This is a genomic window from Streptococcus sp. HMSC065H07, from assembly GCF_001837325.1.
GTDB classification, from domain to species: Bacteria; Bacillota; Bacilli; order Lactobacillales; family Streptococcaceae; genus Streptococcus; species Streptococcus salivarius_H.
In genome coordinates, this window is sequence record NZ_KV832019.1 from 49,888 (window position 1) to 73,214 (window position 23,327).

The window sequence follows — 23,327 nt, forward strand, 5'->3', positions numbered from 1 at the left end:
GTTTGAAAAATTAATTTAGAAAGGAAAACAGAATGCACGAAACACATTCTCTCCGTGAGCGATTCCTTGTTTTCTTCAAGATTTTTGTGCCCATACTGATTTATCAATTTGCCAACTTTTCGGCAGCCTTTGTGGACACTACCATGACTGGTCAATACGATACCCTACACTTGGCGGGGGTAGCCATGGCAACGAGTTTATGGAGTCCTTTTTTCACCTTTTTAACAGGTATCGTCTCTGCCTTGGTTCCTATTATCGGACACCATCTAGGGGCAGGTCGCAAGGACCGAGTGGCACCTGATTTCTATCAATTTCTTTATATGGCCTTGGGACTATCACTTATCCTCTTTGCCCTCGTTTTTCTGGGGGCACCCTTGGTTTTGAACCATCTAGGTCTGGAGCCTTTGGTCAGAAAAGTCGCCCTTGGTTATTTACGCTTTTTGAGTCTTGGTATCATTCCCCTCCTACTCTTTAGCGTGGTTCGCTCCTTCCTTGATGCACTTGGCCTCACGCGCCTTTCCATGTACCTCATGCTTCTGCTCCTACCCCTCAATGGTTTCTTCAATTTCCTCCTCATCTATGGCATTGCTGGTTTACCAGAGTTAGGGGGAGCTGGAGCTGGGCTTGGAACTTCATTGGCTTACTGGGCCCTTCTCCTTATTTCCATCAAGGTTATCAGAAAGCATAAAAAGATTAAGCCCTACCACATTGAAAAGGTTCAACCCCTTGATAAAGCAGCTCTGGTTGACGCCCTTAAACTAGGTCTCCCTATTGGTGGAACGGTCTTTGCGGAAGTCGCCATCTTCTCAGGTGTTGGTCTGGTTATGTCTAAGTATCCGTCACTAGTGATTGCTAGTCACCAAGCGGCCATGAATTTCTCAAATCTCATGTATGCCTTTCCTCTCAGCATTTCCAGTGCCATGGCTATCATTATTTCCTACGAATTTGGGGCCAGACGCATGGATGCCGTCAAGAGCTACAGCAAGCTAGGTCGTCTAACGGCCCTAGGATTTTCTATCTTTACCTTGATTTTCCTCTACTTCTTGCGTTATGATTTAGCTGAACTTTATGGGCATGAGCCTGACTTTTTGAGAATGACGGCCATTTTCATGACCTATAGCCTCTTCTTCCAAGTGGCAGATGTCTTTGCGGCTCCGCTTCAAGGAATCCTGCGTGGCTATAAAGATACCAGGGTACCTTTTTATCTCGGTGTCCTAACCTACTGGGGCATCACCCTCCCAGTTGGCTTCCTGCTTGAAAAAGTCACTGGACTTGGTCCCTATAGTTACTGGATTGGCCTGATTGCCAGTCTTATCGTCAGTGGTCTCTGTTACCAATGGCGCTTAAATAGAATCGTCAAACGATACGAATCACAACAGTAACACACCTGAAGCAGTCTTTTCCGACTGCTTTTTCTATGTCCAAATCTCGATAATACAGAAAAAAAAACTCCTGCATATTGAAAACAGATAAACTGTTATCAATACACAGAAAGCTTCTTTTGATGAGTGATTAATTAAATTCAGATTTTCCTGACCTATTACCAAACTGGATTCATTAATGAAAACATAGATGTTTAATATTGAAAAAAGTATCACAGAGACCAGCTGGATCAACTAAGGCAACATAAATCATGACTAAACCACATAGAGCTAGGAAATGATAAAGATAAACTACTTTCTCCCCTGTTTTAGGAAGTAAAAGAAAAGACCAGAACCACAAGACACAAATGGCTATTAATATGATTAGTTTATTCATCCATTCCATAATAATCTCCGTCAAAAAGGTTTAGCACAATAAAATAGTCCTTAGGACTATCTGAATGTTATCACAAAATCTAACAAGCACTGTCATTACTTCTTAAGGAAATATCTTAGTATTCTCTTGCTAGTCTTGTTTTGGTAAGTTAAGACATATAAAATCATATTGGGAGGTTGGGAAGACTCATTATTACACAAAGTACAATAATGTTTACAGACGCTAAAACCAGCAAAAGCTAAGGAGAATGACACATTTACACTTGTCAGATTTCTCACTATTATAGTGTACTATTTTTTCTATATACGAAGTAAAACAAATTGGATAAAATTGTTAAAAAATGTAATGAAAGGTCACTTTTTTGTCCTGAACGGTTAGGTCACATGTTATGTTAGATTTAAAGGCCTTTCAATAATTTCTTTTACAGGCAAAAGAGGCTGGTAGCAAGCAGTACCAACCTCTTATTTTATGATAAGCTTCTGCTAGAAAATCTCTTAATACTAGTGAATAATCAGTCTACTTGGTCAAGTAAGTAGGCGTAACCTTCTTTTTCCATATCGGCTTTAGGCACAAATCGTGTCGCTACGCCATTGATACAATAGCGTAGACCACCCTTGTCACTTGGACCATCTGGAAAGACATGGCCAAGATGAGAATCACCCACACGACTACGGACCTCAATGCGTTCCATATTGTGAGAATGGTCTTCTTTGTAATTGGCTACCTCAGGACTAATGGGGCGAGAGAAACTCGGCCAGCCACAGGCTGAATCAAACTTATCCTTGGATGAAAAGAGTGGCTCGCCAGTCACCACGTCAACGTAAATTCCAGGCTCAAATTGATTCCAAAGAGGACTTGTAAAGGCCCGTTCCGTTCCATTTTCCTGGGTCACAGCATAGGCTTCTGGACTCAGACTTACTTTAAGCTCCTCCTGACTTGGCTTGTGATACGCGCTTGAATAAATAACAGGATTAACTGCTTGATTAACATTTATATGGCAATAGCCATTAGGATTCTTCTTGAGATAATCTTGATGGTAATCCTCTGCAGGAATAAAGTGCTTCACAGGCAACAATTCAACCGCCAAAGGCTGGCCGTATTGCTCAGTCATTTCTTGGAAAACTTGCTCGATAATTGGCAAGTCATTTTCATCGGTATAGTAAACACCCGTACGGTACTGAGTTCCCACATCATTGCCCTGTTTATTTTTGCTTAGAGGATTGATAATACGGAAGAAATGTAGCAAAATCTCTCGCAATGACACCTTGTTCGTATCGTAGGTCACTTGAACAGTTTCAGCGTGGCCCGTCTGACCAATAAGTTCATAGCGAGTCGTCTCACTACGCCCATTAGCATAACCCGAAACCGCATCAAGCACACCTGACACACGAGAGAAATACTCCTCAACACCCCAGAAACAGCCACCAGCAAGATAAATAGTATGATTATTAGGATTTGACATTTTTAACACTCCCTTCAATAGATACTTGCATCTCCACGCCTTAAGTGTAACGCTTTTGAGAAGATTTCGCACTTAAGGTGACTTGGAGAGACAAAAAAATCCCACCACATATTATGTGATAGGATGTCATTTTTATTCCATTTCAAAGCTTTCGCTCTTGATTTTATCAGGTAAGATGAGAGACAAAAGAATACACAAGATGGCTGGTATCAACCATGGCAGTGATGCTCCTGATAATGGAAGGAAGTTAATGAGGGCATTGAGTCCCGCAAGTTTAAACTGGCTTCCAATTACACTAAGCAAGGCAATCAGCGTGACTACTGCAACTGTCACTTGCATACCAGGTTTAGACAAGGCCACGAACTTGTTGGCAATCACAATCATGACAATCGTGATGGTAATTGGGTAGAGAATCAAAAGCACTGGTACTGAGAAAGCAATGATATTGTTAAGTCCCAAGTTGGCAATCGCAAACCCAATCAAGGTAAAGATAATGGCGTAAGCCTTGTAAGATACTTTCGGAAATGCCTTGTGGAAGAATTCCCCAGTCGCAACGATAAGTCCTGCGGTTGTTGTGAAGCAAGTCACTGTCACCATGATAGCTAGGAAAATCTGAGCCGCTGGTCCAAAGATGGCTTGTGTGGCTTGTGACAAGACACTTGCACCAATATTGGCATCTTTTGGTAATCCCGCCACTTGGAGTGGGAAATGATTCCCCAAAAAGGCTAATCCCAAATACAGAGCACCAAAGAGGATAGTAACTACGAAACCAACGACCCAAATCGTTGAGATATACTCTTTTTTAGACTTGAAGCCTAATTGGTTGAGCGTGACTACTGCTACTACACTGAAGGCCACAGAAGCCAAGGCATCCAAGGTGTTGTAGCCTTCCAAGAATCCTTTACCAAAAGCAGAAGCCTGATAGGCTTGACTTGCATCCTGAGGATTGTGACCACCATATTTAAATGCTCCTGCCACGATAACGACAACAATCATGATGGCAAAGATAGGCGTCAATATACGTCCAATACTATCTAGAATTTTAGATGGATTCATGGCAATCCAAAGCGCTAGAGCAAAGTAGATTACGGTAAAGACAAAGAGCCAAAGGCTAGTATGTCCACTTCCAATCAAAGGAGAGAAGCCAATTGAAAAGGCGGTGGCGGCCGTTCTAGGAATGGCAAAGAAAGGACCAATGGACAGATAAAGTACTGCCAAATAGACTAGGGCAAACTTAGGCGAGATTTTTTGAGAAATCTCATGAATGTAACCCTTAGGATTTAAAGTCCCGATAACCAGTGTTAGGATGGCAATACCAACACCTGATAGGACAAAGCCGGCAATGGCTGGCCAAAAATGAGCTCCAGATTCAAAGCCTAACTGAGGGGGAAAGGTCAGATTTCCCGCTCCAAAGAACATACCAAACAACAATAAAGCTGTAAGGCTTCCCTTTTTTAACATAAGTTTCTCCAATCTAAAACAAACAAGATCTTATGCCCCAAATAGACACAACTTGTTTATTATAATTTTAGTCAACTTATTTAGTATGACATGATTAGTTTGGAACTTCAAGCTATTGAAACGTATTTACAAAGGTTTTTAAAATTGCAAATTTTCTGTATCCTTGTACGAAAAAACTAGACAAGATTCTCATCTCATCTAGTTTGATATTTTGATTATGGGTGACTGACAATCAGTTCAAGGTTTCCCTTAATTTGCCATGCTTCAACATCGCTAGGAAGAATAAAGTGGCTGCCTTTTGCAATTTGGTATTCTTGATCATCGACTAAGAGGCTTCCTTGACCGTCAAGTACACTAAACAAACTGTAATCAGCAGTCTTTTCAAAATCAGCCTTACCTGAGATTTCCCATTTATAAACGGCGAAGAAATCACTTGCTACCAAGAGCGTTGATTTGAGGTCATCTACTTTTGTTGTGACTGGTCGACTGTTGGCTGGCTCACCGATAGTAAGCACGTCGATAGATTTTTCAAGATGGAGTTCACGCAGGTTACCTTGATCATCTTTACGGTCAAAATCATAAACACGGTAGGTCGTATCACTAGATTGTTGCGTTTCAAGAACCATGATACCTGCACCAATAGCATGCATGGTACCACTTGGCACATAGAAGAAATCACCTGCTTTAACTGGAACCTTAGTCAAAAGATTTTCCCAATCCTTACTTTCAATTTGCTGACGCAGTTCTTCTTTTGATTTGGCATTGTGGCCATAAATAATTTCAGCACCTGGTTCAGCAGCAATGATATACCAACACTCTGTTTTACCAAGTTCACCTTCATGTTCAAGTCCATAAGCATCATCTGGATGGACCTGCACACTAAGCCAATCATTAGCATCCAAAATCTTAGTCAAAAGTGGGAAGACAGGTTCTTGACGATTGCCAAATAACTCACGGTGCTCTGCATAAAGAACATCTAAAGTTTGACCGGCATAACGACCATTCTTAATAGTAGAAACACCATTTGGGTGAGCAGAAATAGCCCAGTACTCTCCGACATGGTCGCTTGGAATGTCGTAGCCAAAGACATCACGCAAATGCGTACCACCCCAGATTTTTTCTTGCATAACAGATTGTAAAAATAATGGTTCAGACATAATTACTCCTTTTTCTAGGAACGAGAGGCCTTAACATTTTTTGGAATTCAAGAAAAGGTGTTGACTCTCTTAGAGATTAACAGTGAAGTCTTACATAAAATAACCAATCTCTTTAAGTTACCAGACTTCTGATTCTCGAAAAATTTAGGCAAGTTCTGATTGTTGATTACCTCAATTATAAGCATAATTTGTGAAAATATCAACAGAGTCCTTAAAGAAATCATAAGATTTTGGCTTAATGGCTGCAAGTCATTTCAATAGCAAATTTCCTTTAAGAATCCTACTCATTCCTTCATTTTTCGGATAGATTGATTGAATTTAAAGACTTTTTAACCTATAATGTTATTGATATTATGAAAGGAAATCTCTCAATGAAATTCTATTCCTATGACTATGTGCTAAGTCAGATTAGCCAACAAAACTGGGTTATGGTTGCCATTACTGCAGGACTTATTTTAGTGACCGGTGTATTTGCTTTTAAAGCCTTCAAAGAACGCCATGATACTAAGTTTCGTGAACTCTCTATTATTTCTATTTTAACCTTAGTTGCCGTGGTTCTAATTGCTATCAGTAATTTCCAAAGCAATCAATCTAACAACGACCAATTTAGAGCATCTCTTCACTTTATCGAGGTTGTGTCTAAAAATCTTGACGTTGATAAGAGCAAGGTTTATGTCAATACTTCTACTACTACAGATGGCGCTATCCTCAAAGTTGGAAACAAGTACTATCGTGCCATCTCAGGTTCAGAACCTGACAGCTACTTGCTAGAACAAATAAAACTTTACAAGTCTGATGTTGAACTCGTGGAGGTTAAAAAATGACATCTTTTTATCTTACTGTTGCAATTAAACTAGCTTTGGGGCTTATTTCACTCGTCTTTGTTATCAATTTAACAGGTAAAGGAAACCTAGCACCTAGCTCAGCTACTGACCAAGTACAGAACTTTGTTCTTGGTGCAATCCTCGGTGGTACAATTTATAGTAGTACCGTTTCAATCCTCCAATATATCGTGATTTTGATTATTTGGACGATTTTGATTTTACTTCTTAAATGGCTCATCACCAATATTCACTTTATCAAACATTTGATTGACGGTAAACCAACCGTCATCATCAAACAGGGTCAACTAGATCCTGAAGCTTGTCGCTCTATAGGACTTTCAGCTTCTGATGTCGCTTTAAAATTACGTTCTCAAGGAATTTTTCAACTCAAAGAGGTTAAACGTGCAGTTATTGAACAGAACGGCCAATTGATTGTGGTTCGTGCGGGTGATGAAAATCCGAAATACCCAATCGTTACTGATGGGGTCATTCAAACAGAAATTCTTGATACTATTGGTAAAACGGAGGATTGGTTAAATGAAGAGCTTCAAAAAATGGGATATGAAAACGTTTCGGATATCTTTATTGCTGAGTACGATAAAGGAAACATTAATGTCGTTACTTATTAAACAAACCACTTGCATTACCGTTTAATATTGTCTATAATGGTATCATCATAAAAAGGAGGTTCTACTATGGGAATCGAAGATAAATTAAATCAAGCTAAAGGCGCTCTTAAAGAGGGTGCAGGTAAACTGACTGGCGACAAAAAGACTGAAATCGAAGGTGCGGTTGAAAAAGTTGTAGCAAAAGCAAAAGACGGTCTCGAAGATGTTAAAGAAGGCATTGAAGGTGCTGTTGAAGGCCTTAAAAATAACTTTAAAAAATAAGACAAAAAAGAAGTTTTCAAGCCATTTGGCAAGAGAACTTCTTTTTTTATTTGTTTTCTAAACTAAAATTACTAACGAGAATGCTTGCTTCCTTTAAGTGCAAATGATGCTGTCATAAGTACAGCCCCTAATGCACCTAATCCCAAGCTACTCACATCACCAGTATCTGGTAACGTTGATTGGTTTGCTTGGCTACTTTGTGAACTTTTAGCAGACTGATTAGCCTTAGAACTTGTATGTTGTTTCTGGGCAAAATTAGTTTGTACAACTGAGCTAACATTTTCCTTTTGACTCAAGCTTGACTGACCTTTTGATGCTTCAGAAGTTTGATTTTGAGTAGGAATCTTATTCAACTTCTCAGCAGTCTCTTGATTTTGTTGTTGGGTGCTACTTGTCTTATCTGTCCTTGCCTGTGCGGGCTGTACTTCTGCTGACTGATTTGCAACTGCTACTTCAGACATCAATGATGTTACTTCAGGGTCTGAAGCATTAGTCCTTGATGAGCCTTGAGCTGATGGGCTTGTGCTACTTGCTGTCGTAGAAGTTGTGCTACTCACATTTGGAGACGTTGAGTTACTTGTTTGACTTGCAAAGTTTGGTGGAGTTGGACGTCCTGTATTAGACGTCTGACTTGTTGAACTTGTAGTACTTGTGCTAGACGTATTCTCAGAACTTATTGAACCAGATTGGCCCCATGGTGTGTTAATGCTACCAGTATTAGTTGAGCTTCCGCCATAGCTAGTCGGTCCCCCATAGCCTCCGAAATTATCAGACATTGAGGTATTGTCAAAGCTTCCACCTGGGAATCCACCCATTCCACCTGCACCAGGACCGTTGTTTGTGCCTTCTTCAGTAGCTGTTGCAGTGGCACTTGAACCACTTGAGGTCGTGATGGTATAGGTTTCACCCGAAGTTAGACTCTCGGTACTAAAGACTACATTTCCAAATGAAGACGTCGCTGTCGTTGTGGCAACAACATTTCCAGAGCTATCAGTGACTGTGATGGTGTCCCCTGCACTACCTGAAATGTTGGCCATGATATAAGATTGGCTCGAACCCGTTGTAAAGGCCTGAGCCATTCCTTGGTTACCAATAGCCCATACAGTACCACCCGAGATAATACCTGTCCCATCATAGTCGATAGCGGCATTATCTGCACTTGTCTGAGCGACATAGAGAGAACCACTTTTAACTGTCACATTCCCGTTACTGTCAATACCATCACCGTCTGCTAGGATTGTAACCGTTGCACCGTCAATATTGATGGCAACTTCATTTTCCAAATCAGAAGTCGAGTTGGTTAGGCTTGAAGTGTCTGCACTGTCCTTGGTCGTCCACTCAGTGGCGTTAATACCGTCATCTCCAGCAGTGATGTCAACAGTTCCACCTGTCAAGTTAATATAACGTCCTTCAAGGCCTTCGTCACCTGCCACGACCGTTACTTTAGAATTGCCTTCAATGGTCAATTCATCCGTAACCGTGATACCTTTATCAGTCGCATTAATCGTTACCGTTGAGTCGGTAATTGTCAAGTCACCACTATTCACATCTGTTTCGTCTTCGACTTGAATACCATCATCAGTTGCCGTGATGTTGACTGTGGCATTTTTAATGGTTACAGCTGTCGTTGCATTGATGCCATCCTTGGCCTCAGAAGTCAAATCAAGCGTTACAGAGTCAACCGTTACACTGTCAGCCTTAATGGCGTGCTTTTCAGTACTTGAAAGGGTCAAGCTACTTCCAGTACCGCTGGTGATGGTCAAAGCTCCCGCTGCTTCGATGGCATTGGCAGAGGTTGAAGAAATGGAACTGTCTGAAAGGACATTCACTGTCAATTCTGCTGAGGAACTAGAAGTGATTGAGGAATCTGTTAAGGTCACTCCATCCAAGTAGATTGTAACTGGATCCGTCACACTACCAGCCACAATAATAGTGTAACTTGAGCCATTACCTGTTAGAGTATATGAACCTGATTGATTAATGGTAACGGTAGTGCCGTCAACTGTTACTGTGCTACTATCACTTGTTACCACAGTTGTCCCATTAAAGGTAATCGTGGTCGTTGTGCTTTCTGAATCATCACTGCTAGACTCAGTTGTTGTTGTCTCAGATGTAGTATCTGAAGCATTGTTGGTTAAAACTGAAGCTGTCTCTGAAGCAGTCGCTTCAGTGGAGCTTGTGCTTGTATGAGTGCTACTGTTTTCATCTGTAGTAGTTGTAGCCGTTTCTGAAGTTTCATTAGTTGTTGTTGCAGCAGTTTCAGAAGAACTTGCTTCTGAAGTTGAGGATGTGCTTGACTGATTAGATATTTCACTACTTGACGATGTATCTGTTGTGTCGGATGTTGAACTTGTTGCTGACGAAGCCGTGTCGGAAGTTGTAGTTGTAGTACTTGTATCAGTGTCTGTACTTGTTTCAGTAGTATTTGACGAATCTTCTGTCTGCACACTTTCTTCAATCAAATCGGCAGTGGTTTCACCCGTCGTAACCGTTGAGAGTGTTGATTCGGTGTTAGTCTCATCGGCTGAAGCCTTATTTTCATTTAAGACGACCGAGCTACCAAAAATTAAGCTCGCTACTAGGACTGAACCCGCTGTTTTCCATTTTGATGATTTTTTAATGGCGTAACGTTCTTGTGTTTGTTTGCTATGTTTGTATGTCATATCTTAGACCTCTTTCTTACTTTTGAGATGACTCTATTAAACACAAGAAACCTAAGACAAGACTTAAAGAAAGGTTAATCTTTCCTTAAAGTAAAAAAATCCCAAAAACTTTGGAACTTTCATTCTATAGGGTAAACCACTCTAAATTCTTCCAACACAACTAGACTGTCCTGACTAAAATGTAGTCCAACCTCATGCAACCAATTGCTAAAGAGATTCTCATGAAGCTTTTGCCAGTAAGCTAAGGTTCGATCTCCTTCACCTTCCTTGTAGGCATGGTTTTCAGAAACCTCTTTAAATGGGATGACCTCAACTTTCGTCGTTTCAATAATACAAATAGCATTCTCCTTACTATCAAGAATGACGCTCATTTCATTTTCTTTGGGCAACGGTTCATTCCCCACTGTATACAAGTCAAAAGCTGAACTGGTTGCTGTCTTTTGCCCCATCAATACGAGTTCTGCCAAATAATCTGCTTCCACGCCAAAGGCCCAGGCATCAATCTTATCTCCGATTGACTGATTTAAAATCTTATAGGCTTGCCACATCTGGTCTGATTTCATCAATCTACTCCTGCTTTTACTTTCCCTCCATTATATCAAAAAATGATAGGCCAGATGGCACTATCATTTTCATCTTAATACTTAGAATGTTTGTAACCGTAAAAGGCATAGATAACTGAACCGATTAGCACTGCTAAACCAAAAGCTAACCATGTCTGCCAACTGTACTGACTCATAAAGGAGAGGCAGACGATAATTGAAATAATGGGCAAGACAGGAACAAATGGAACCTTGAACTCGTCCTTCTGTGGCAAGCCCTTGTCCTTACGAAGAATAATGAGAGCAATAGCCAAGAGAACTAAGTAAGCCAAGGTCGCAATGTTAACCAAGGATGCCATATTGGCCAAGGAGAAGATACCTGCCGAGATAGCTGACAATACGCCTGTCAAAAGTGTCGCATGATGTGGAACCTTATTAGTCTTTGAAACCTTTTGGAAGGTTTGGGGAAGGAAACCATCACGCGCCAGGCTATAAACCATACGACTAAGGGCATAGGCCATTGAAATACATACCGTAATCAAGGTCATAATAGCAACGACAGAGACGTAGTTGGCTGCCCAAGAAATACCGATATAGCGAAGAGCATAAGCCACGGCATCATCAACATTCAACTTGGTATAGTGAACCACTCCTGTCAAGACTAGCGAAACCACTGCATAAAGTGAAGCCACGATAATCAAGGCAAGAACGATACCTCGAGGAACGTTCTTTTGCGGCTCTTTAATCTCGTCTACCGTCATAGAGATAGACTCGAAACCAAGGAAACCAAAGAACATGAGAGAGGCACCTGCCATAATACCAGTTTTTCCCCCATAAATTTGACCAAAGCCAAATGGTGCAAAATCTGCCCAGTTGCTAGGATTCAAATGGAAGAGGCCAACCAAGATAAAGACCGCCAAGGCTGAAAACTTGAGCACTACCAATAGGGAGTTCAAACGTAAAGCCTGCTTAGAATTCATGAGAAGAAGAGCTGTCACCAAGACCAAGACCAAGACTGGCAAGAGGTCTATGTAAGTGCCTTGACTGGGATTAAAAGGCCCACTGATGGCATGAGGCAACTTAAGACCAAAGCTAGCCAGTAGCCCCTTGAGGTAGGCACCCCAACCAGAGGCAACACTGGATACGGCATTCATAAAGACAATCATGGTCAACCAGCCACCCATCCAGGCAGGATACTCACCCCAGACAGCATAGAGGTAACCATAGACACCACCGGCTGATGGGTAACGTGAGGCAAACTCAGCAAAGAAAATCGCTGACATCCCAACACACACGGCTGAAATCAAGACTGAAATAATCAGAGCAGGGCCAGCCAGAGTCGATGCCGCGGTACCAGTAATGGTAAAGATACCGGTTCCGACCATGGCACCGATTCCCAGAAGGACTACATCCCTAAGGGTCAGATGTCGTTTCATCTCAGTCTGAGCGAGACCAACATCCTTTTTACGAAAAATACTCATTTTTATACTCCATTTTTTGCGAAATACCGAACTATTATACCATATTTCTTGGCCTAAAAGGGCCTCTTTCTGTATTTTTATACTTTTATTGTTGAATGCTATGCCAAAAATGAGGACTCCCAGTGGTTGCTTTTTAATTTTACATACATCTCTATCAAAAGAAACTTGCTAAAGTGGTTCTTTAGCATTCATTTTGTTTCTAAAATCCTTATCTCGAAAGAATTTTCAATTTTTAGAAAAAAACATGAAAATCTTATGAATGCGTTTGATTCTTCTAATGAAAGATGTTAGAATGGGGTCATTAAAAAGGAAAAGGGGAACTTTTATGGAAAATAAAGTTCATTTTAAACTTCATAAAGTGAAAAAACAATGGGTTACCATTGCCGTGTCTGGTTTGGCACTTGGTGCCTCATTGATTGGCGTTAGTGTCTCTGCCGACGAGCAAGCTACAAATCAAGTTACCTCAGCTAGCACGCCTGAAAGCGTCAGTCAGGATCCTGATCTTGTCGTCACAGAAACAACTGTTGCTACGACAAAAGCTGATCAAGTCGCAACCAATAAGGCAAGTGATACAACTGCTACTGTCACAACTGATAAGCAGCCAGTCCTTAAAGAAGACCAAGCAAGTAGCACTTACAATTTGTCTAGTGGCGAAACGAGAACTGCTACTTCAACTTCAGAAATAGCTAACACAGCTACTGACGTGAATAGCCAAGCACCGGAATCTGTTGAAACTGCTGTCGTTTCTGGCGGTCAATTCAAGAGCGATGCTGAGGGCAACTGGTACTACCTTAAAGACGGGAAAAATCTGACAGGTGCCCAAAACGTTGACCATTTCGACCTTTATTTCCACGAGGATGGCAAGCAAGCCAAGGGTGAGATTATCACTGAAAATGGACAATCTTACTACTATGACAAAGCCAATGGACGTAAGGTAACCAATACCTCTATCAACATCGATGGTCAAGCCTACAATGCTGATGCCCAAGGTCGTTTGACAGCAGTTCTACCTGAAACGAACAAACGCAACCAGTTTATTGAAGACAACAACCACAACTGGTATTACCTCGGCAAAGATGGCAAACCCGTCACTGGTGCTCAGAACATCGATGGCTTTAACCTCTACTTCCACGAAGACGGTCGACAAGCTAAAAATGAAATCATTACTATTAATGGTGATAGCTACTATTTCGATAAAGACAATGGACGTCGTGTAACAGGTCGCCAATATCTTGATTATGCAAACCATAAATACTTTGGTTACTACTACTTCGACAAAGATGGCAAGATGGTAAAAGATGACTTCATCACTGAGAATGGCAATCTTTACTACTTTGATGCTACTGGTAATCAACCTGATTCTGTCTTTGTCTCAGATAAGTCGGGCAACTGGTACTACTTCGACAATTACAAGGCAACTAAAGGCTTCTCAGCCCCATTTGGTTTCCGCACCGAATTCCTAGACCGTAGCCAAGCTGACTACAAGACAAGCGTTCAAAACCTGAACGGACAACAGTATTACTTTGATCCTAAGACTGGTATCATGGTAACCAATCGCTATGTTTCTGACGACAAGGGGAATTGGTATTACTTTGGTAAAGACGGTAAAGCGCTTCATGGCTTTCAAACGGTAGATGGTAGCCTTCACTACTTCAATGATAGTGGTCAACAAGTCAAAGGGGACTTCCTTTACTACGATAACGATATCTACTATTTCGACAAAGACAATGGAAATCCAGTAACCAACCAATTCGTTAATAGAGATAACTCTTGGTACTACTTCGGAGCTGATGGTAAAGCCGTGTCTGGTTTCCAAACCATTAACGGACAGAACCTTTATTTCCACGAATATGGTGTCCAAGCCAAGGGACAACTGGTTACTATTGACGGCAAAACCTACTACTTCGATCCAAATACAGGTGACAAGTGGGTTAATCGCTCACTTACCTTAAACGGTACGGTCTATAACTTTGATAGCAATGGTGTGGCGACTCTTAAAACTGCTCAAACCTCAAATCGAAACCAATTTGTTCAAGGTAGCGATCAAGAATGGTACTACTATGATGCTAATGGTAAAAAGGTCACTGGTTTACAAACTATTAACAAGGACCTCTACTACTTTAACGATAAGGGCCAACAAGTCCGAGGTGCTTTCTTCACCATAGGTGATAAACACTATTTCGCCAGCAAAGACACCGGTGCTGTTCTTCGAAACGCCTTTTATCATGATACATCCACTGACCATTACGGTGACTTCTCTGAAACAATCTACTACGCAGGAAGTGATGGTGCCTTCAAGACAGGTTGGTTTGAAGTTGATGGCAACCGTTACTACGGTAGCGACTATTCTGATAATGATACCTCTAAAGGAAGTCTCTACACAGGAGTTGTCAACTCTCAGCTCTTTAGCACAGATGGAAAACTCTTGACAAACGGTCTCTATCCTGAGTTCAAGCGTACTGGTGAAAATGATTATGAACTTAAAGACGTCTATATCACAGATACTGATGGTAAAATCAAAGAAGGTCCTTATCAATATGATGGTAAGATTCTTGGATCTAAATATAGCAGTGTCCGACAATCACAATGGTCAACTATTGACCAATGGGACATTCTTAATGGGCACCTCTACCATTTCGACTCAACACCAATGACCTTCACAGCACCAAATGGCCAAAATGTGACCACAAACGTTGCCATTGCAACAACCAACAAGGCCCTTACTTATCGTGGCGTAACCTTTAATTTTGATGCCAAGGGTATTGATGCGGCAAAAGAAAAAGCCATCCACTTTGACCAATTGCAGACGGATCGTAGCGGTACAAGTTATCTCTATGAAAATGGTCAAAAAGTCACTGGCTTGAAGACCTTTGATGGCGTCACTTACTATTTCTATGAAGATGGCCGCCAAGCCAAAGGCACAGAGGTTACAATCAACGATAGAACTTACCAATTTGACCAACTGACTGGTATCATGACACGCAACGCCTTTTCAAAATCATATAATTACGAAGGTTCTCCACGCTTCCCATACTACCCAACACGCTACTATGGTAACGACGGGGCTGCTCTTACTGGTTGGCAAACCATCGACGGCAAGGACTACTACTTCCGAGCTAGCGGAAACCTTGAAACAGGACGTTTTGTCATTGGAGATAGAGCCTATAATGCTGATGACAATGGCGTAGTTGCTGACCGCAAGGGTGAACCTGCCTACCGCAATCGTATCGTCTACGATAAGGGCGACAACTATTATTACAATGACAAAGGTGAGAAAGTGACCGGCTTCCAAGAAGTTGACGGCAAGGTCCTCTACTTCGACGCTGAAGGCAAACAAGTCCTAGGACGCTTTGTCACAGTTGATAATTACACCTACTATTTCGACCCTAAAACAGGAGAAAAATACACTAACCGCTCTGTCCTCATCGACGGTAAACTCTATACCTTCAATAAAGATGGACATGTGGTGTCTTAAGATGAGATGAAACCGAGACGAAAGTCTTGGTTTTTTGGTGGGGAAATGCTAAAAGCTATACTGTAAGAGTACATTTCTTATGTCTCTATTTTTGCTATAATAGTCTCAAACAAATAAAAGGAGATTTTCTATGACATCCTTATACGATTTTACAGTTTCAGATCAAGCTGACCAACCCGTGTCTCTCCAGGACTATAAGGGCAAGGTCGTCTTAATCGTCAATACAGCAACAGGGTGTGGTTTGACGCCGCAATATCAGGGCTTGCAGGAACTTTATGACAAATACAAAGACCAAGGATTCGAGATTCTTGATTTTCCTTGTAATCAGTTTATGGGACAGGCACCTGGTAGTGCTGAAGAAATCAATAGCTTTTGCACCCTCAATTACCATACGACCTTCCCTCGTTTTGCCAAAATCAAGGTCAATGGTAAGGAAGCAGAGCCACTTTTTGAGTGGCTTAAAAAAGAAAAATCCGGACCCCTTGGGGCTAGAATTGAGTGGAACTTTGCAAAGTTTCTGATTAACCGTGAAGGTAAAGTCCTAGAACGCTTTTCTTCCAAAACTGATCCACTAAAAATGGAAGATGCTATCAAGGTTCTTCTTAATAACTAAAAATAAAACGAGAGTAAAACTAGAACGACAATCACTGACGGTCGCTAGTTCTGCTCTCGTTTTCTGCGTTAAGAAAAATAGTATAGAAAGAAATTTCGCTTTATTTTAGAACAAAGCTGTCAATGCTGTAATCAATCCAAAGATGATACCTGGCGCATTTGCAGCAGCAAGGGGAAGGTCACGTTCTTTTTTAAAGAGACCATAGTAAACCCAAAGGCTACAGTTGATAGCCGCTACCAAAGGTTGGATAAAGTTTCCTTTATGACCAGACAAATTGTCCATGATTTGTGGTACGTAAGATACGTACATCATTACTGACATAAAGGTTGCTACCCAACCAAGGGTTTTCATTTGTTTATCTGACATTCGAGACTCCTCTTTTATAAATTCTTTCCTTGTACATCTTAAAAAATATTACAAGGCATGTTTTAATGCACTAGAATTAAAACAGTGTCTATCTTACGCTTTTACAATAGAGAATTCAAGAATTTTGGGGCAATGTTAAAAACATGTAAACTATCACAAGATTGTGATTGGTCTCAGTCTTGTGATAGTGAATTTAGTCTCTTATGTAGCATTTTCATAAGAAAAAAGACCTTCATAGTGGTCTTCAAATGGTTATAATACCGACATTTCCTCAACAATCGCCCTACAAACCTGACGGGCCATGACCGCATTATCACCAAAATTAATATAGAACGGTTGTGAAGAGCTCGTCTTCATACGGACACAGTAATTGTGGTAAATGTGGTTAGACCACCAGTAAAGCCAGAAGCCACAAATACCAAGCAATAAAAGCCCCAAAAACGGATCCTTTCCTAAGAAAATCAATCCCAGAAATACTCCCAAAAGAGCAATTTTCGGAAATGCACGCTTGTCACAAACGACATCGACGGCATTAATCTTGTTAATAGCTACTGAATGGCCACCCCATGACAAAATTTTACCTGTTGAACTGACACCACCAATTTGAAAACTCATTTATATACTCCTAATCCTCTTATTGCTTGAGACACATAGTCTCGACATGTACGTTTATTTATCTATTATCCTACTGGCGGTGCACGCCAGCCTTTAGTCAAATCATTTGACATGATATCTCCTTTCTATCCCTCAGAAAGTGTCTGCCTAAATTGAGCTAACTTGTCCAAAGTATCACTTGAAACTAAACCTTTGATATTTTCATTTGAACGATGATTAATATTAGCTTCCCATGCCTGTTTGATACTATCCCTCTCATTATTGAGCTTTGATTTTGACAAAATATTAATAGGATTTTTTCGTTCCAAGCTAACTGCTTGGGGGGCCTCGAGACGTTTTACCTTACTAGAGAAAGTTTGCTTCAAACAGGATAAAACTTGGTCCACTTTCTTTTTCAAAAATGTTTTAATTGAATAAATTAAATGATTTCTAAGTCGCTTAAAGATTGAGCGTTGAGCATTTGCTCCATAAATTTTTGGTGGCTCAATAGATTGACCTGAGAGCTTATAATGTAACTCCTGCTTTGATAAACGATAAGTCACCTGACTAATATAGGTATTGTGTTCTGGTAACTTCTCTAGATGGGCGCTTTTAGATAACTGCTGCCATGCATTCTGAAAATCATTATCCTTTCGCATTACTTCCAAGTAAGCATACGCTGCCTTTGTCAAATATACCAGTTTCCTTTGATGACATGCCAAGAGCCCACCCCTTAACAGTTTCTTTAAGGTCTTTTGATAAGTCTGATTAAATTGGTACTTGAGACCCGATCCCTTTTTCGAATCTGGCACAAAAATGTAAAATTGAGGATCTTTAGGTTTATAGAGACGTACATGGACACCCTCCGACTGTAAAGATTGAAGAAGTCTCAAAGCCAGATACTGACTCTGATCAAAGTAATACCAGTTTCCTTCTTTATAAAGCAAATCACTGATAGACGACTTAAGCCAAAAGTCACTATGACGGTTAGAAACAGTCTCTTGTCCAAAAGATTGTAATGCTTGATGACCACTCAAACGAAAAATCTTGTAATAATAGGTGTCTTTAGTAATGGCAACATAGATTGACTCAGTTCCATGAGCTTGTGAACACGATAACAGTTTCTCATTCTTGCTAAGTCGTGACTGAATTAAAGTTTTAACTGACTCTACATCAAGTGTTTTCATATTAAGTCTCCTCTCATTTTTATAACTCAGATAACATCTTTGATGCCATTATTATTGCACAGAAAAATAAGAGATTCAACCTCGAAAACAGCTAAAAACGTAGTCTAATGTGCGTATACCAAAAGTATTCATTTCTCAAAATTTACTACAAAAATAAAATGACACAAAACACAGTGTTTTATGTCATTTAATGTATGATAAATACATTATAAAAAATAGGTTTTTAGTGGTAAAAATAACATTTTCAAGACTGGACAGAATAGTATTTCAATACTTTTCTCAAAAACTTAAGCTATCCAAAGAAGACATTCGACTGTTAAAACTCTACAACATGTTCTCAGCTACTTAAAAATGAAGGTCACAAAAAGAAGTTACTAGTACAGTACTAGCAACTTCACAGAATGAAGAGATCAATTTTTCATAATACTATCTTTTGCTCCTTAGAATAATAGACTCTTTCTGATTAATTGTAACGAAATCATTCTGCTAAGAGTACTTCTTTGATGGTTTGTTTTTGGAGTTTTCTGTTAGATAGATAAAAGAGGCTTTCATAAATCACCGCAAAACCGAGCAAGGTCCAAAAGCACACATTCCAGTCAAAGTTGTGCTCAATCTTTTCAGGCACCGTGTCTTTGATCACACCGATCAAAATTTCCATGATGCCATATTGATAAGCCGTCCCAAGAATGAATCCTAGATAAGCCCAGAAACGATAAGGAGCGAGAATATGACTTTGGCATTCACGATCGGTGTAGCCAAAAGCCTTCATCAAGGCCAAGGTTTCGCGACTTTCTGAAACCACAATCCCCAATGACAAAAAGAGAATCGAGAAAGAAAGGATCAGGCCAATCATAATCATCATGGTTTGGATGATGTCATCTGTGTAGTCCCTTAGGCCAAAAGACAATTGAACCATAGCCGCGAAACACATGGAGCCAAAGACTACAAAAAACAGGATCGATTTTCTCCCCCAAATCAGCGACGAAGACAGCTCTTTTAGGAAGGATTTTTCTTTCTTAGGAGCACTTTTTCTCCTTTTGATCTTAATCGGTGTTGGAGATTTTTTCAATAAGCGAAGGGCCGGCGTTTGTAATTGTCTTCTAGCATAGCCAATCGCGAGAAGCATAAAAAAGGTCGTTGGCAGGATCACCAAAGCAAGCAAGAGCTGCCAGTGAAAATGAATGGTAATTTCTGGAAGAATTCCCTTTTCATTTCGAAAGTCATAAAAATGACCCATCATAAGAAAAGAAGCGAAATATCCAAGAAGTGCTCCAACTCCAAAACTAAGTCCAAAAGCCCAAAATCGTTTCGCCAACTGGCCATTGCTATAGCCCAAAGCCTTTAAAATCCCTAATTGTTCCTTGTGGTCATCGACAAATTGTTTGATATAAAAACACATGAGAAGGATCGACGTCAAGGACAAGACAACCCCACTGACCATGGCCACCATCCAAGATAGCGAAACCTGGGCATCATAGTAGGTCTGAATCATCGGATTGATTTTAGAAATCTCCAACTGCTCGATATCAAGATAAAAATTCAAGAAAAGATTAGCCACAAAGACCGCACAAGCCCCAATGATACTGACGACAACTAATTTTCGAATATCTTTTACTGAAAACATGGCTTACCATCCAATCTCATAGGCAGTCTGAGGCTGATCATTGGTCACAACTTGGGTAATCTTGCCACTATTGACACGAATGATGGTTCTGGCCATATCCGCAATATTTTGGTTGTGCGTCACCATGATTAAGGTAAAGCCCAACTTTTCCTTTAATTTCCAGATATAGTCGAGAATCTTGCGCCCTGTTTCTTCATCCAGGGCCCCAGTCGGCTCATCTAAGAAAAGAATCTCTGGCTTTTTGGCTAAGGCCCGAGCAATGGAGACTCTCTGCTGTTCTCCACCAGACAATTCACTTGGATACTTGTCCAGCTTATCGCCAAGACCCAAATCCTCGATGATCTTCAAAAAATCATGATTGCTTGCCAGATCAGCTCCCATCTTAACATTCTGTCTGACCGTGAGATTCGGTAATAAATAATACTGCTGAAAAATAAAGGCAATCTTCTCACGTCTGAAAGCTGTCAATTGAGCATCCGTGAGTTGAGACAAATCCTGCCCTTGAATGAGGATATGCCCCTCGTCTACCTTTTCTAATCCTGATAATACGTTTAAGAGAGTGGACTTTCCTGATCCAGAAGGGCCTAGGATAACCACATCATCCTGGTCTTGAATCTGCAAATCAATCCCTTTTAAAACCTTTGTTTGGCCATAACTTTTGTGAACATTTTCTAGTTGAATCATTTCTTTCCTACCATTTCTTTGATGAGAGATTGACAAACTTCTGTCAATAAACCAATCACTTCTTCCATGCTGAACAGATAAATACCAGAAGCAACCATCGAGGCCATCCCGTGTGAGTAGATAAATAAATGCTGGTACAAGCGACTAGCCTCCTCTAACGTCAACGGATAGTCTGCGACAATCGAATCCAGAACCAATTGGTAACTATAATCCTTCATGGGAAGAAAATCTTGAAAACGACGAATCGGATCTTTGCTAGGATTTTGGAAAAGCAACTGAAAGAGTTGGGGCTCTTTTGAGGCGAACAGGATATAAGCAACCCCGACAGATCGAAAAGGCTTCTCATCTTCTAAAGCCTTTCGTATATATTCCACCACTACCATTTCCGCAGCAACAATAACCTCTGCTTGTAACTCAGCCATATTTGCAAATTGCCCAAAAATGACCCTTGGCGTGGCTCCCAGTTTCTCCGCTAATGCTCGAGCCGTCAAACTAGCCATGCCCTCTTCTCTCACCAATTGTAAAGCTGTCCCAATCATAGCTTCTTTACTAAATTTAACCTTTGGTGGCATAAGACTCCTTTCGCGCAATGATTGTTGCGCAACAGTTGTTTCCTAAAATAGTACCATAATAAAGAAAGACTTGTCAAGAAAAATCTATAAAGCATAAAACAAAAAAACCAGCCCACTAATACAAGTGAGAGCTGGTCTACTAACAACTATTCTAAGGCAAATCATTACCTGCAGCCAAGTAGATTTGGTACCATTCCTTGCGCGTTAGGGTAACGGTTACTGCTTTCCCCGCTTCAAGGACATGCTGGGGTTTGGTCGTTCCGATGACGGCCTGCATCTTACCTGGATAACGGAGGACCCAAGCTAGGGCAATGGCTGTCGGAGTGACTTGGTATTTCTTCGCCAAGTCATTGAGGACCTGATTGAGGGCTACAAACTCTTCCTTGCCGACAAAGTTCCCTTTGAAATAGCCATGCTGAAGGACAGACCAGGCTTGAATCACCGTATCGGTTAAGCGACAATACTCAAAGACACTGCCATCTCGCACGGCTGCTTTTGGCCCTTCCATGTTGACATGAAAACCAGCTTCAAAGCTCGGTGTAAAGGCGGCACTCAACTGCAACTGGTTGACCTTGAGGGGTTGTTTGACAGCTGTTTTGAGCAATTCCATCATCATAGGATTTTGATTGGACACCCCAAAATGACGGACCTTGCCAGCTTGCTCCAAGTAATCAAAAGCTGCTGCCACTTCTTCAGGCTCCATGAGGGCATCCGGTCGGTGAAGGAGGAGACTATCTAAGCGCTCGATCTGGAGGCGCTCGAGGATGCCATCGACAGAGTCCAAAATATAGTCCTTAGAAAAATCAAAATAAGTAAAACCATCTTTGCGAATCCCACACTTAGACTGGATCCACATCTGATTCCGAAGATCCGGACGGCGCTTGAGAACCTTCCCAAGCAAGACCTCACACTGGCCATCACCATAGATATCTGCCAGATCAAAGGTGTTGATCCCAATCGACAAGGCTGCCTCCACCAAGGCCTCCACCTCATCTTCACTCATCTGACTAATCCGCATCATCCCAAGGACAATGGTTGATAAACGCTCATTTTCAGCAAAATCAATATACTTCATCTCTGCCTCCTTTTCTGTATCTCTATTGTAGTGAAAAGGGTTTCAAATCGCAAATTTTAGCTTTCTTTTACAATTTATCTACGAACTGGTCTTAAAATCGAAAAATAACAAGATTTCTCAACCCTGCTAATTTTTTGTCTTATCATTATGATTTTGTTCAGTCAGTATGTAGCCTACTGGCAAGCTGACTGACTAAATTAAAGTGACTATTTGTCGCCAAAAACTTTGAAGCGACCTTCTGTTTGGATGTCTTTATCTCCTGCTGGTGCAACGATTTGACCAAATGGTGCTTGAGCACGGAGTTTCCAGTTAGCTGGAATGTCATATTTTTCAGCCAATTGAGCATCGACAAGTGGGTTGTAGTGTTGTACGTTCATGCCGATATTCTTCTCAGCCAAAGCCAACCACGTCGCATAAAGGGCGATTCCATGACCTTGCTCTGACCAAATTGGGAAGTTTTCAGCGTAAAGTGGGAATTGCTCTTGAAGGCCTTTCACTACATCTTGATCTTCGTAGAAGAGGATTGTTCCCTTAGCTTGAGCAAAACCTGCCAAACGTTCTTTTGTTGCCTCAAAAGCTTCTGCTGGCGTTACTTTTTCAAGCTCTGAATAAGCGATTTCATTCCAGAAAGCATCTGATTCTTCATCCAGCAAAATCACCACACGTGATGTTTGTGAGTTAAAGGCTGTCGGTGTGTTAAGAACAGCCCCTTGAATGGTTTCAATCAATTCTTGGTTAGAGAGCTCAAGGTCTTTTCCCAAAGCATAAATTGAACGACGTTTTGTTTGTAAGTCTGTAAAGTAGGTCATAGTTATTCCCTCTTTCTTTGTGATGAATGTTAATTGTTAAAATTGTTAAGCTTATTTGTAATAACTTTGATTACAATAACCATTACAGAC

The 23,327-nt window shown here is 40.9% G+C and carries 20 protein-coding genes; 6 read left to right on the top strand and 14 right to left on the bottom strand.

Annotation, left to right across the window (positions count from 1 at the left end; translation table 11 throughout):
- Positions 1–32: 32 nt before the first annotated feature.
- A complete protein-coding gene (locus HMPREF2637_RS02395; RefSeq protein WP_070838948.1) occupies positions 33–1,382 on the top strand; it encodes an MATE family efflux transporter in 1,350 nt (449 codons plus the stop codon).
- 887 nt (positions 1,383–2,269) lie between these two features.
- Here the strand turns inward: HMPREF2637_RS02395 and msrB are convergent.
- The 3 genes from msrB to manA form a co-directional block, all read right to left on the bottom strand.
- Positions 2,270–3,220, bottom strand: coding sequence for a peptide-methionine (R)-S-oxide reductase MsrB (gene msrB, locus HMPREF2637_RS02405; protein WP_070838950.1), 951 nt, complete (start codon positions 3,218–3,220; stop codon positions 2,270–2,272).
- Positions 3,221–3,352: 132 nt separating this feature from the next.
- Positions 3,353–4,681, bottom strand: a complete 1,329-nt coding sequence (brnQ, locus tag HMPREF2637_RS02410) for a branched-chain amino acid transport system II carrier protein (RefSeq protein WP_070838951.1) — start codon at positions 4,679–4,681, stop codon at positions 3,353–3,355.
- Positions 4,682–4,896: 215 nt separating this feature from the next.
- Entirely contained in the window at positions 4,897–5,838 is a 942-nt protein-coding gene (manA, locus tag HMPREF2637_RS02415; protein WP_070838952.1) for a mannose-6-phosphate isomerase, class I, read from the bottom strand.
- A 371-nt stretch (positions 5,839–6,209) separates the two neighbouring features.
- Between manA and HMPREF2637_RS02420 the strand changes: the two genes are divergently transcribed.
- From HMPREF2637_RS02420 to HMPREF2637_RS02430, 3 genes are all read left to right on the top strand, one after another.
- On the top strand, positions 6,210–6,662 hold the full coding sequence (locus HMPREF2637_RS02420; RefSeq protein WP_002885310.1) for a DUF3290 family protein: 453 nt from the start codon (positions 6,210–6,212) through the stop codon (positions 6,660–6,662).
- Positions 6,659–7,291 carry a DUF421 domain-containing protein gene (locus HMPREF2637_RS02425; protein ID WP_021143946.1) on the top strand — a complete coding sequence of 211 codons (633 nt, stop codon included), beginning with the start codon at positions 6,659–6,661 and terminating at the stop codon, positions 7,289–7,291. Before HMPREF2637_RS02420 ends, HMPREF2637_RS02425 begins: the two co-directional genes overlap by 4 nt.
- 66 nt (positions 7,292–7,357) lie before the next feature.
- Positions 7,358–7,552, top strand: coding sequence for a CsbD family protein (locus tag HMPREF2637_RS02430; RefSeq protein WP_002891254.1), 195 nt, complete (start codon positions 7,358–7,360; stop codon positions 7,550–7,552).
- Positions 7,553–7,623: 71 nt separating this feature from the next.
- Here HMPREF2637_RS02430 and HMPREF2637_RS02435 read toward each other — a convergent pair whose 3' ends face one another.
- From HMPREF2637_RS02435 to HMPREF2637_RS02445, 3 genes are all read right to left on the bottom strand, one after another.
- Positions 7,624–10,215 (bottom strand): carbohydrate-binding domain-containing protein, encoded by a 2,592-nt coding sequence (locus HMPREF2637_RS02435; protein ID WP_070838953.1) that lies wholly within the window; start codon positions 10,213–10,215, stop codon positions 7,624–7,626.
- A 119-nt stretch (positions 10,216–10,334) separates the two neighbouring features.
- Positions 10,335–10,778 carry an ASCH domain-containing protein gene (locus HMPREF2637_RS02440; RefSeq protein ID WP_070838954.1) on the bottom strand — a complete coding sequence of 148 codons (444 nt, stop codon included), beginning with the start codon at positions 10,776–10,778 and terminating at the stop codon, positions 10,335–10,337.
- Positions 10,779–10,852: 74 nt separating this feature from the next.
- Positions 10,853–12,238, bottom strand: a complete 1,386-nt coding sequence (locus HMPREF2637_RS02445; RefSeq protein WP_070838955.1) for an amino acid permease — start codon at positions 12,236–12,238, stop codon at positions 10,853–10,855.
- Between the two features lie 325 nt (positions 12,239–12,563).
- Here HMPREF2637_RS02445 and HMPREF2637_RS02450 point away from each other — a divergent pair, with 325 nt between their 5' ends.
- The gene (locus HMPREF2637_RS02450) at positions 12,564–15,713 is read left to right on the top strand and encodes a KxYKxGKxW signal peptide domain-containing protein (RefSeq protein ID WP_070838956.1); all 3,150 of its coding nucleotides are present in this window, start codon (positions 12,564–12,566) and stop codon (positions 15,711–15,713) included.
- A gap of 130 nt (positions 15,714–15,843) precedes the next feature.
- Positions 15,844–16,326 (top strand): glutathione peroxidase, encoded by a 483-nt coding sequence (locus tag HMPREF2637_RS02455; RefSeq protein WP_070838957.1) that lies wholly within the window; start codon positions 15,844–15,846, stop codon positions 16,324–16,326.
- 105 nt (positions 16,327–16,431) lie between these two features.
- On the opposite strand, the gene HMPREF2637_RS02460 is transcribed toward HMPREF2637_RS02455, so the two are convergent.
- The 8 genes from HMPREF2637_RS02460 to HMPREF2637_RS02495 all read right to left on the bottom strand — a co-directional run bounded on the left by HMPREF2637_RS02460 (position 16,432) and on the right by HMPREF2637_RS02495 (position 23,237).
- The gene (locus HMPREF2637_RS02460) at positions 16,432–16,692 is read right to left on the bottom strand and encodes a SemiSWEET family transporter (RefSeq protein ID WP_002888017.1); all 261 of its coding nucleotides are present in this window, start codon (positions 16,690–16,692) and stop codon (positions 16,432–16,434) included.
- A 252-nt stretch (positions 16,693–16,944) separates the two neighbouring features.
- Entirely contained in the window at positions 16,945–17,307 is a 363-nt protein-coding gene (locus HMPREF2637_RS02465; RefSeq protein ID WP_070838958.1) for a hypothetical protein, read from the bottom strand.
- 125 nt (positions 17,308–17,432) lie between these two features.
- The gene (locus HMPREF2637_RS02470; protein ID WP_070838960.1) at positions 17,433–18,473 is read right to left on the bottom strand and encodes a hypothetical protein; all 1,041 of its coding nucleotides are present in this window, start codon (positions 18,471–18,473) and stop codon (positions 17,433–17,435) included.
- Between the two features lie 478 nt (positions 18,474–18,951).
- Complete coding sequence (locus tag HMPREF2637_RS02475) at positions 18,952–20,097, bottom strand: FtsX-like permease family protein (protein ID WP_070838962.1); 1,146 nt, start codon at positions 20,095–20,097, stop codon at positions 18,952–18,954.
- Between the two features lie 3 nt (positions 20,098–20,100).
- Positions 20,101–20,781 (bottom strand): ABC transporter ATP-binding protein, encoded by a 681-nt coding sequence (locus tag HMPREF2637_RS02480; RefSeq protein ID WP_037597976.1) that lies wholly within the window; start codon positions 20,779–20,781, stop codon positions 20,101–20,103.
- Entirely contained in the window at positions 20,778–21,353 is a 576-nt protein-coding gene (locus tag HMPREF2637_RS02485; RefSeq protein WP_070838964.1) for a TetR/AcrR family transcriptional regulator, read from the bottom strand. The genes HMPREF2637_RS02480 and HMPREF2637_RS02485 overlap by 4 nt, the downstream gene beginning before the upstream one ends.
- A gap of 151 nt (positions 21,354–21,504) precedes the next feature.
- Positions 21,505–22,428: an aldo/keto reductase gene (locus HMPREF2637_RS02490; RefSeq protein ID WP_070438117.1), complete on the bottom strand. Its 924-nt coding sequence runs from the start codon at positions 22,426–22,428 to the stop codon at positions 21,505–21,507.
- A 206-nt stretch (positions 22,429–22,634) separates the two neighbouring features.
- Positions 22,635–23,237 (bottom strand): nitroreductase family protein, encoded by a 603-nt coding sequence (locus HMPREF2637_RS02495; RefSeq protein ID WP_070838966.1) that lies wholly within the window; start codon positions 23,235–23,237, stop codon positions 22,635–22,637.
- Between the last annotated feature and the right edge of the window lie 90 nt (positions 23,238–23,327).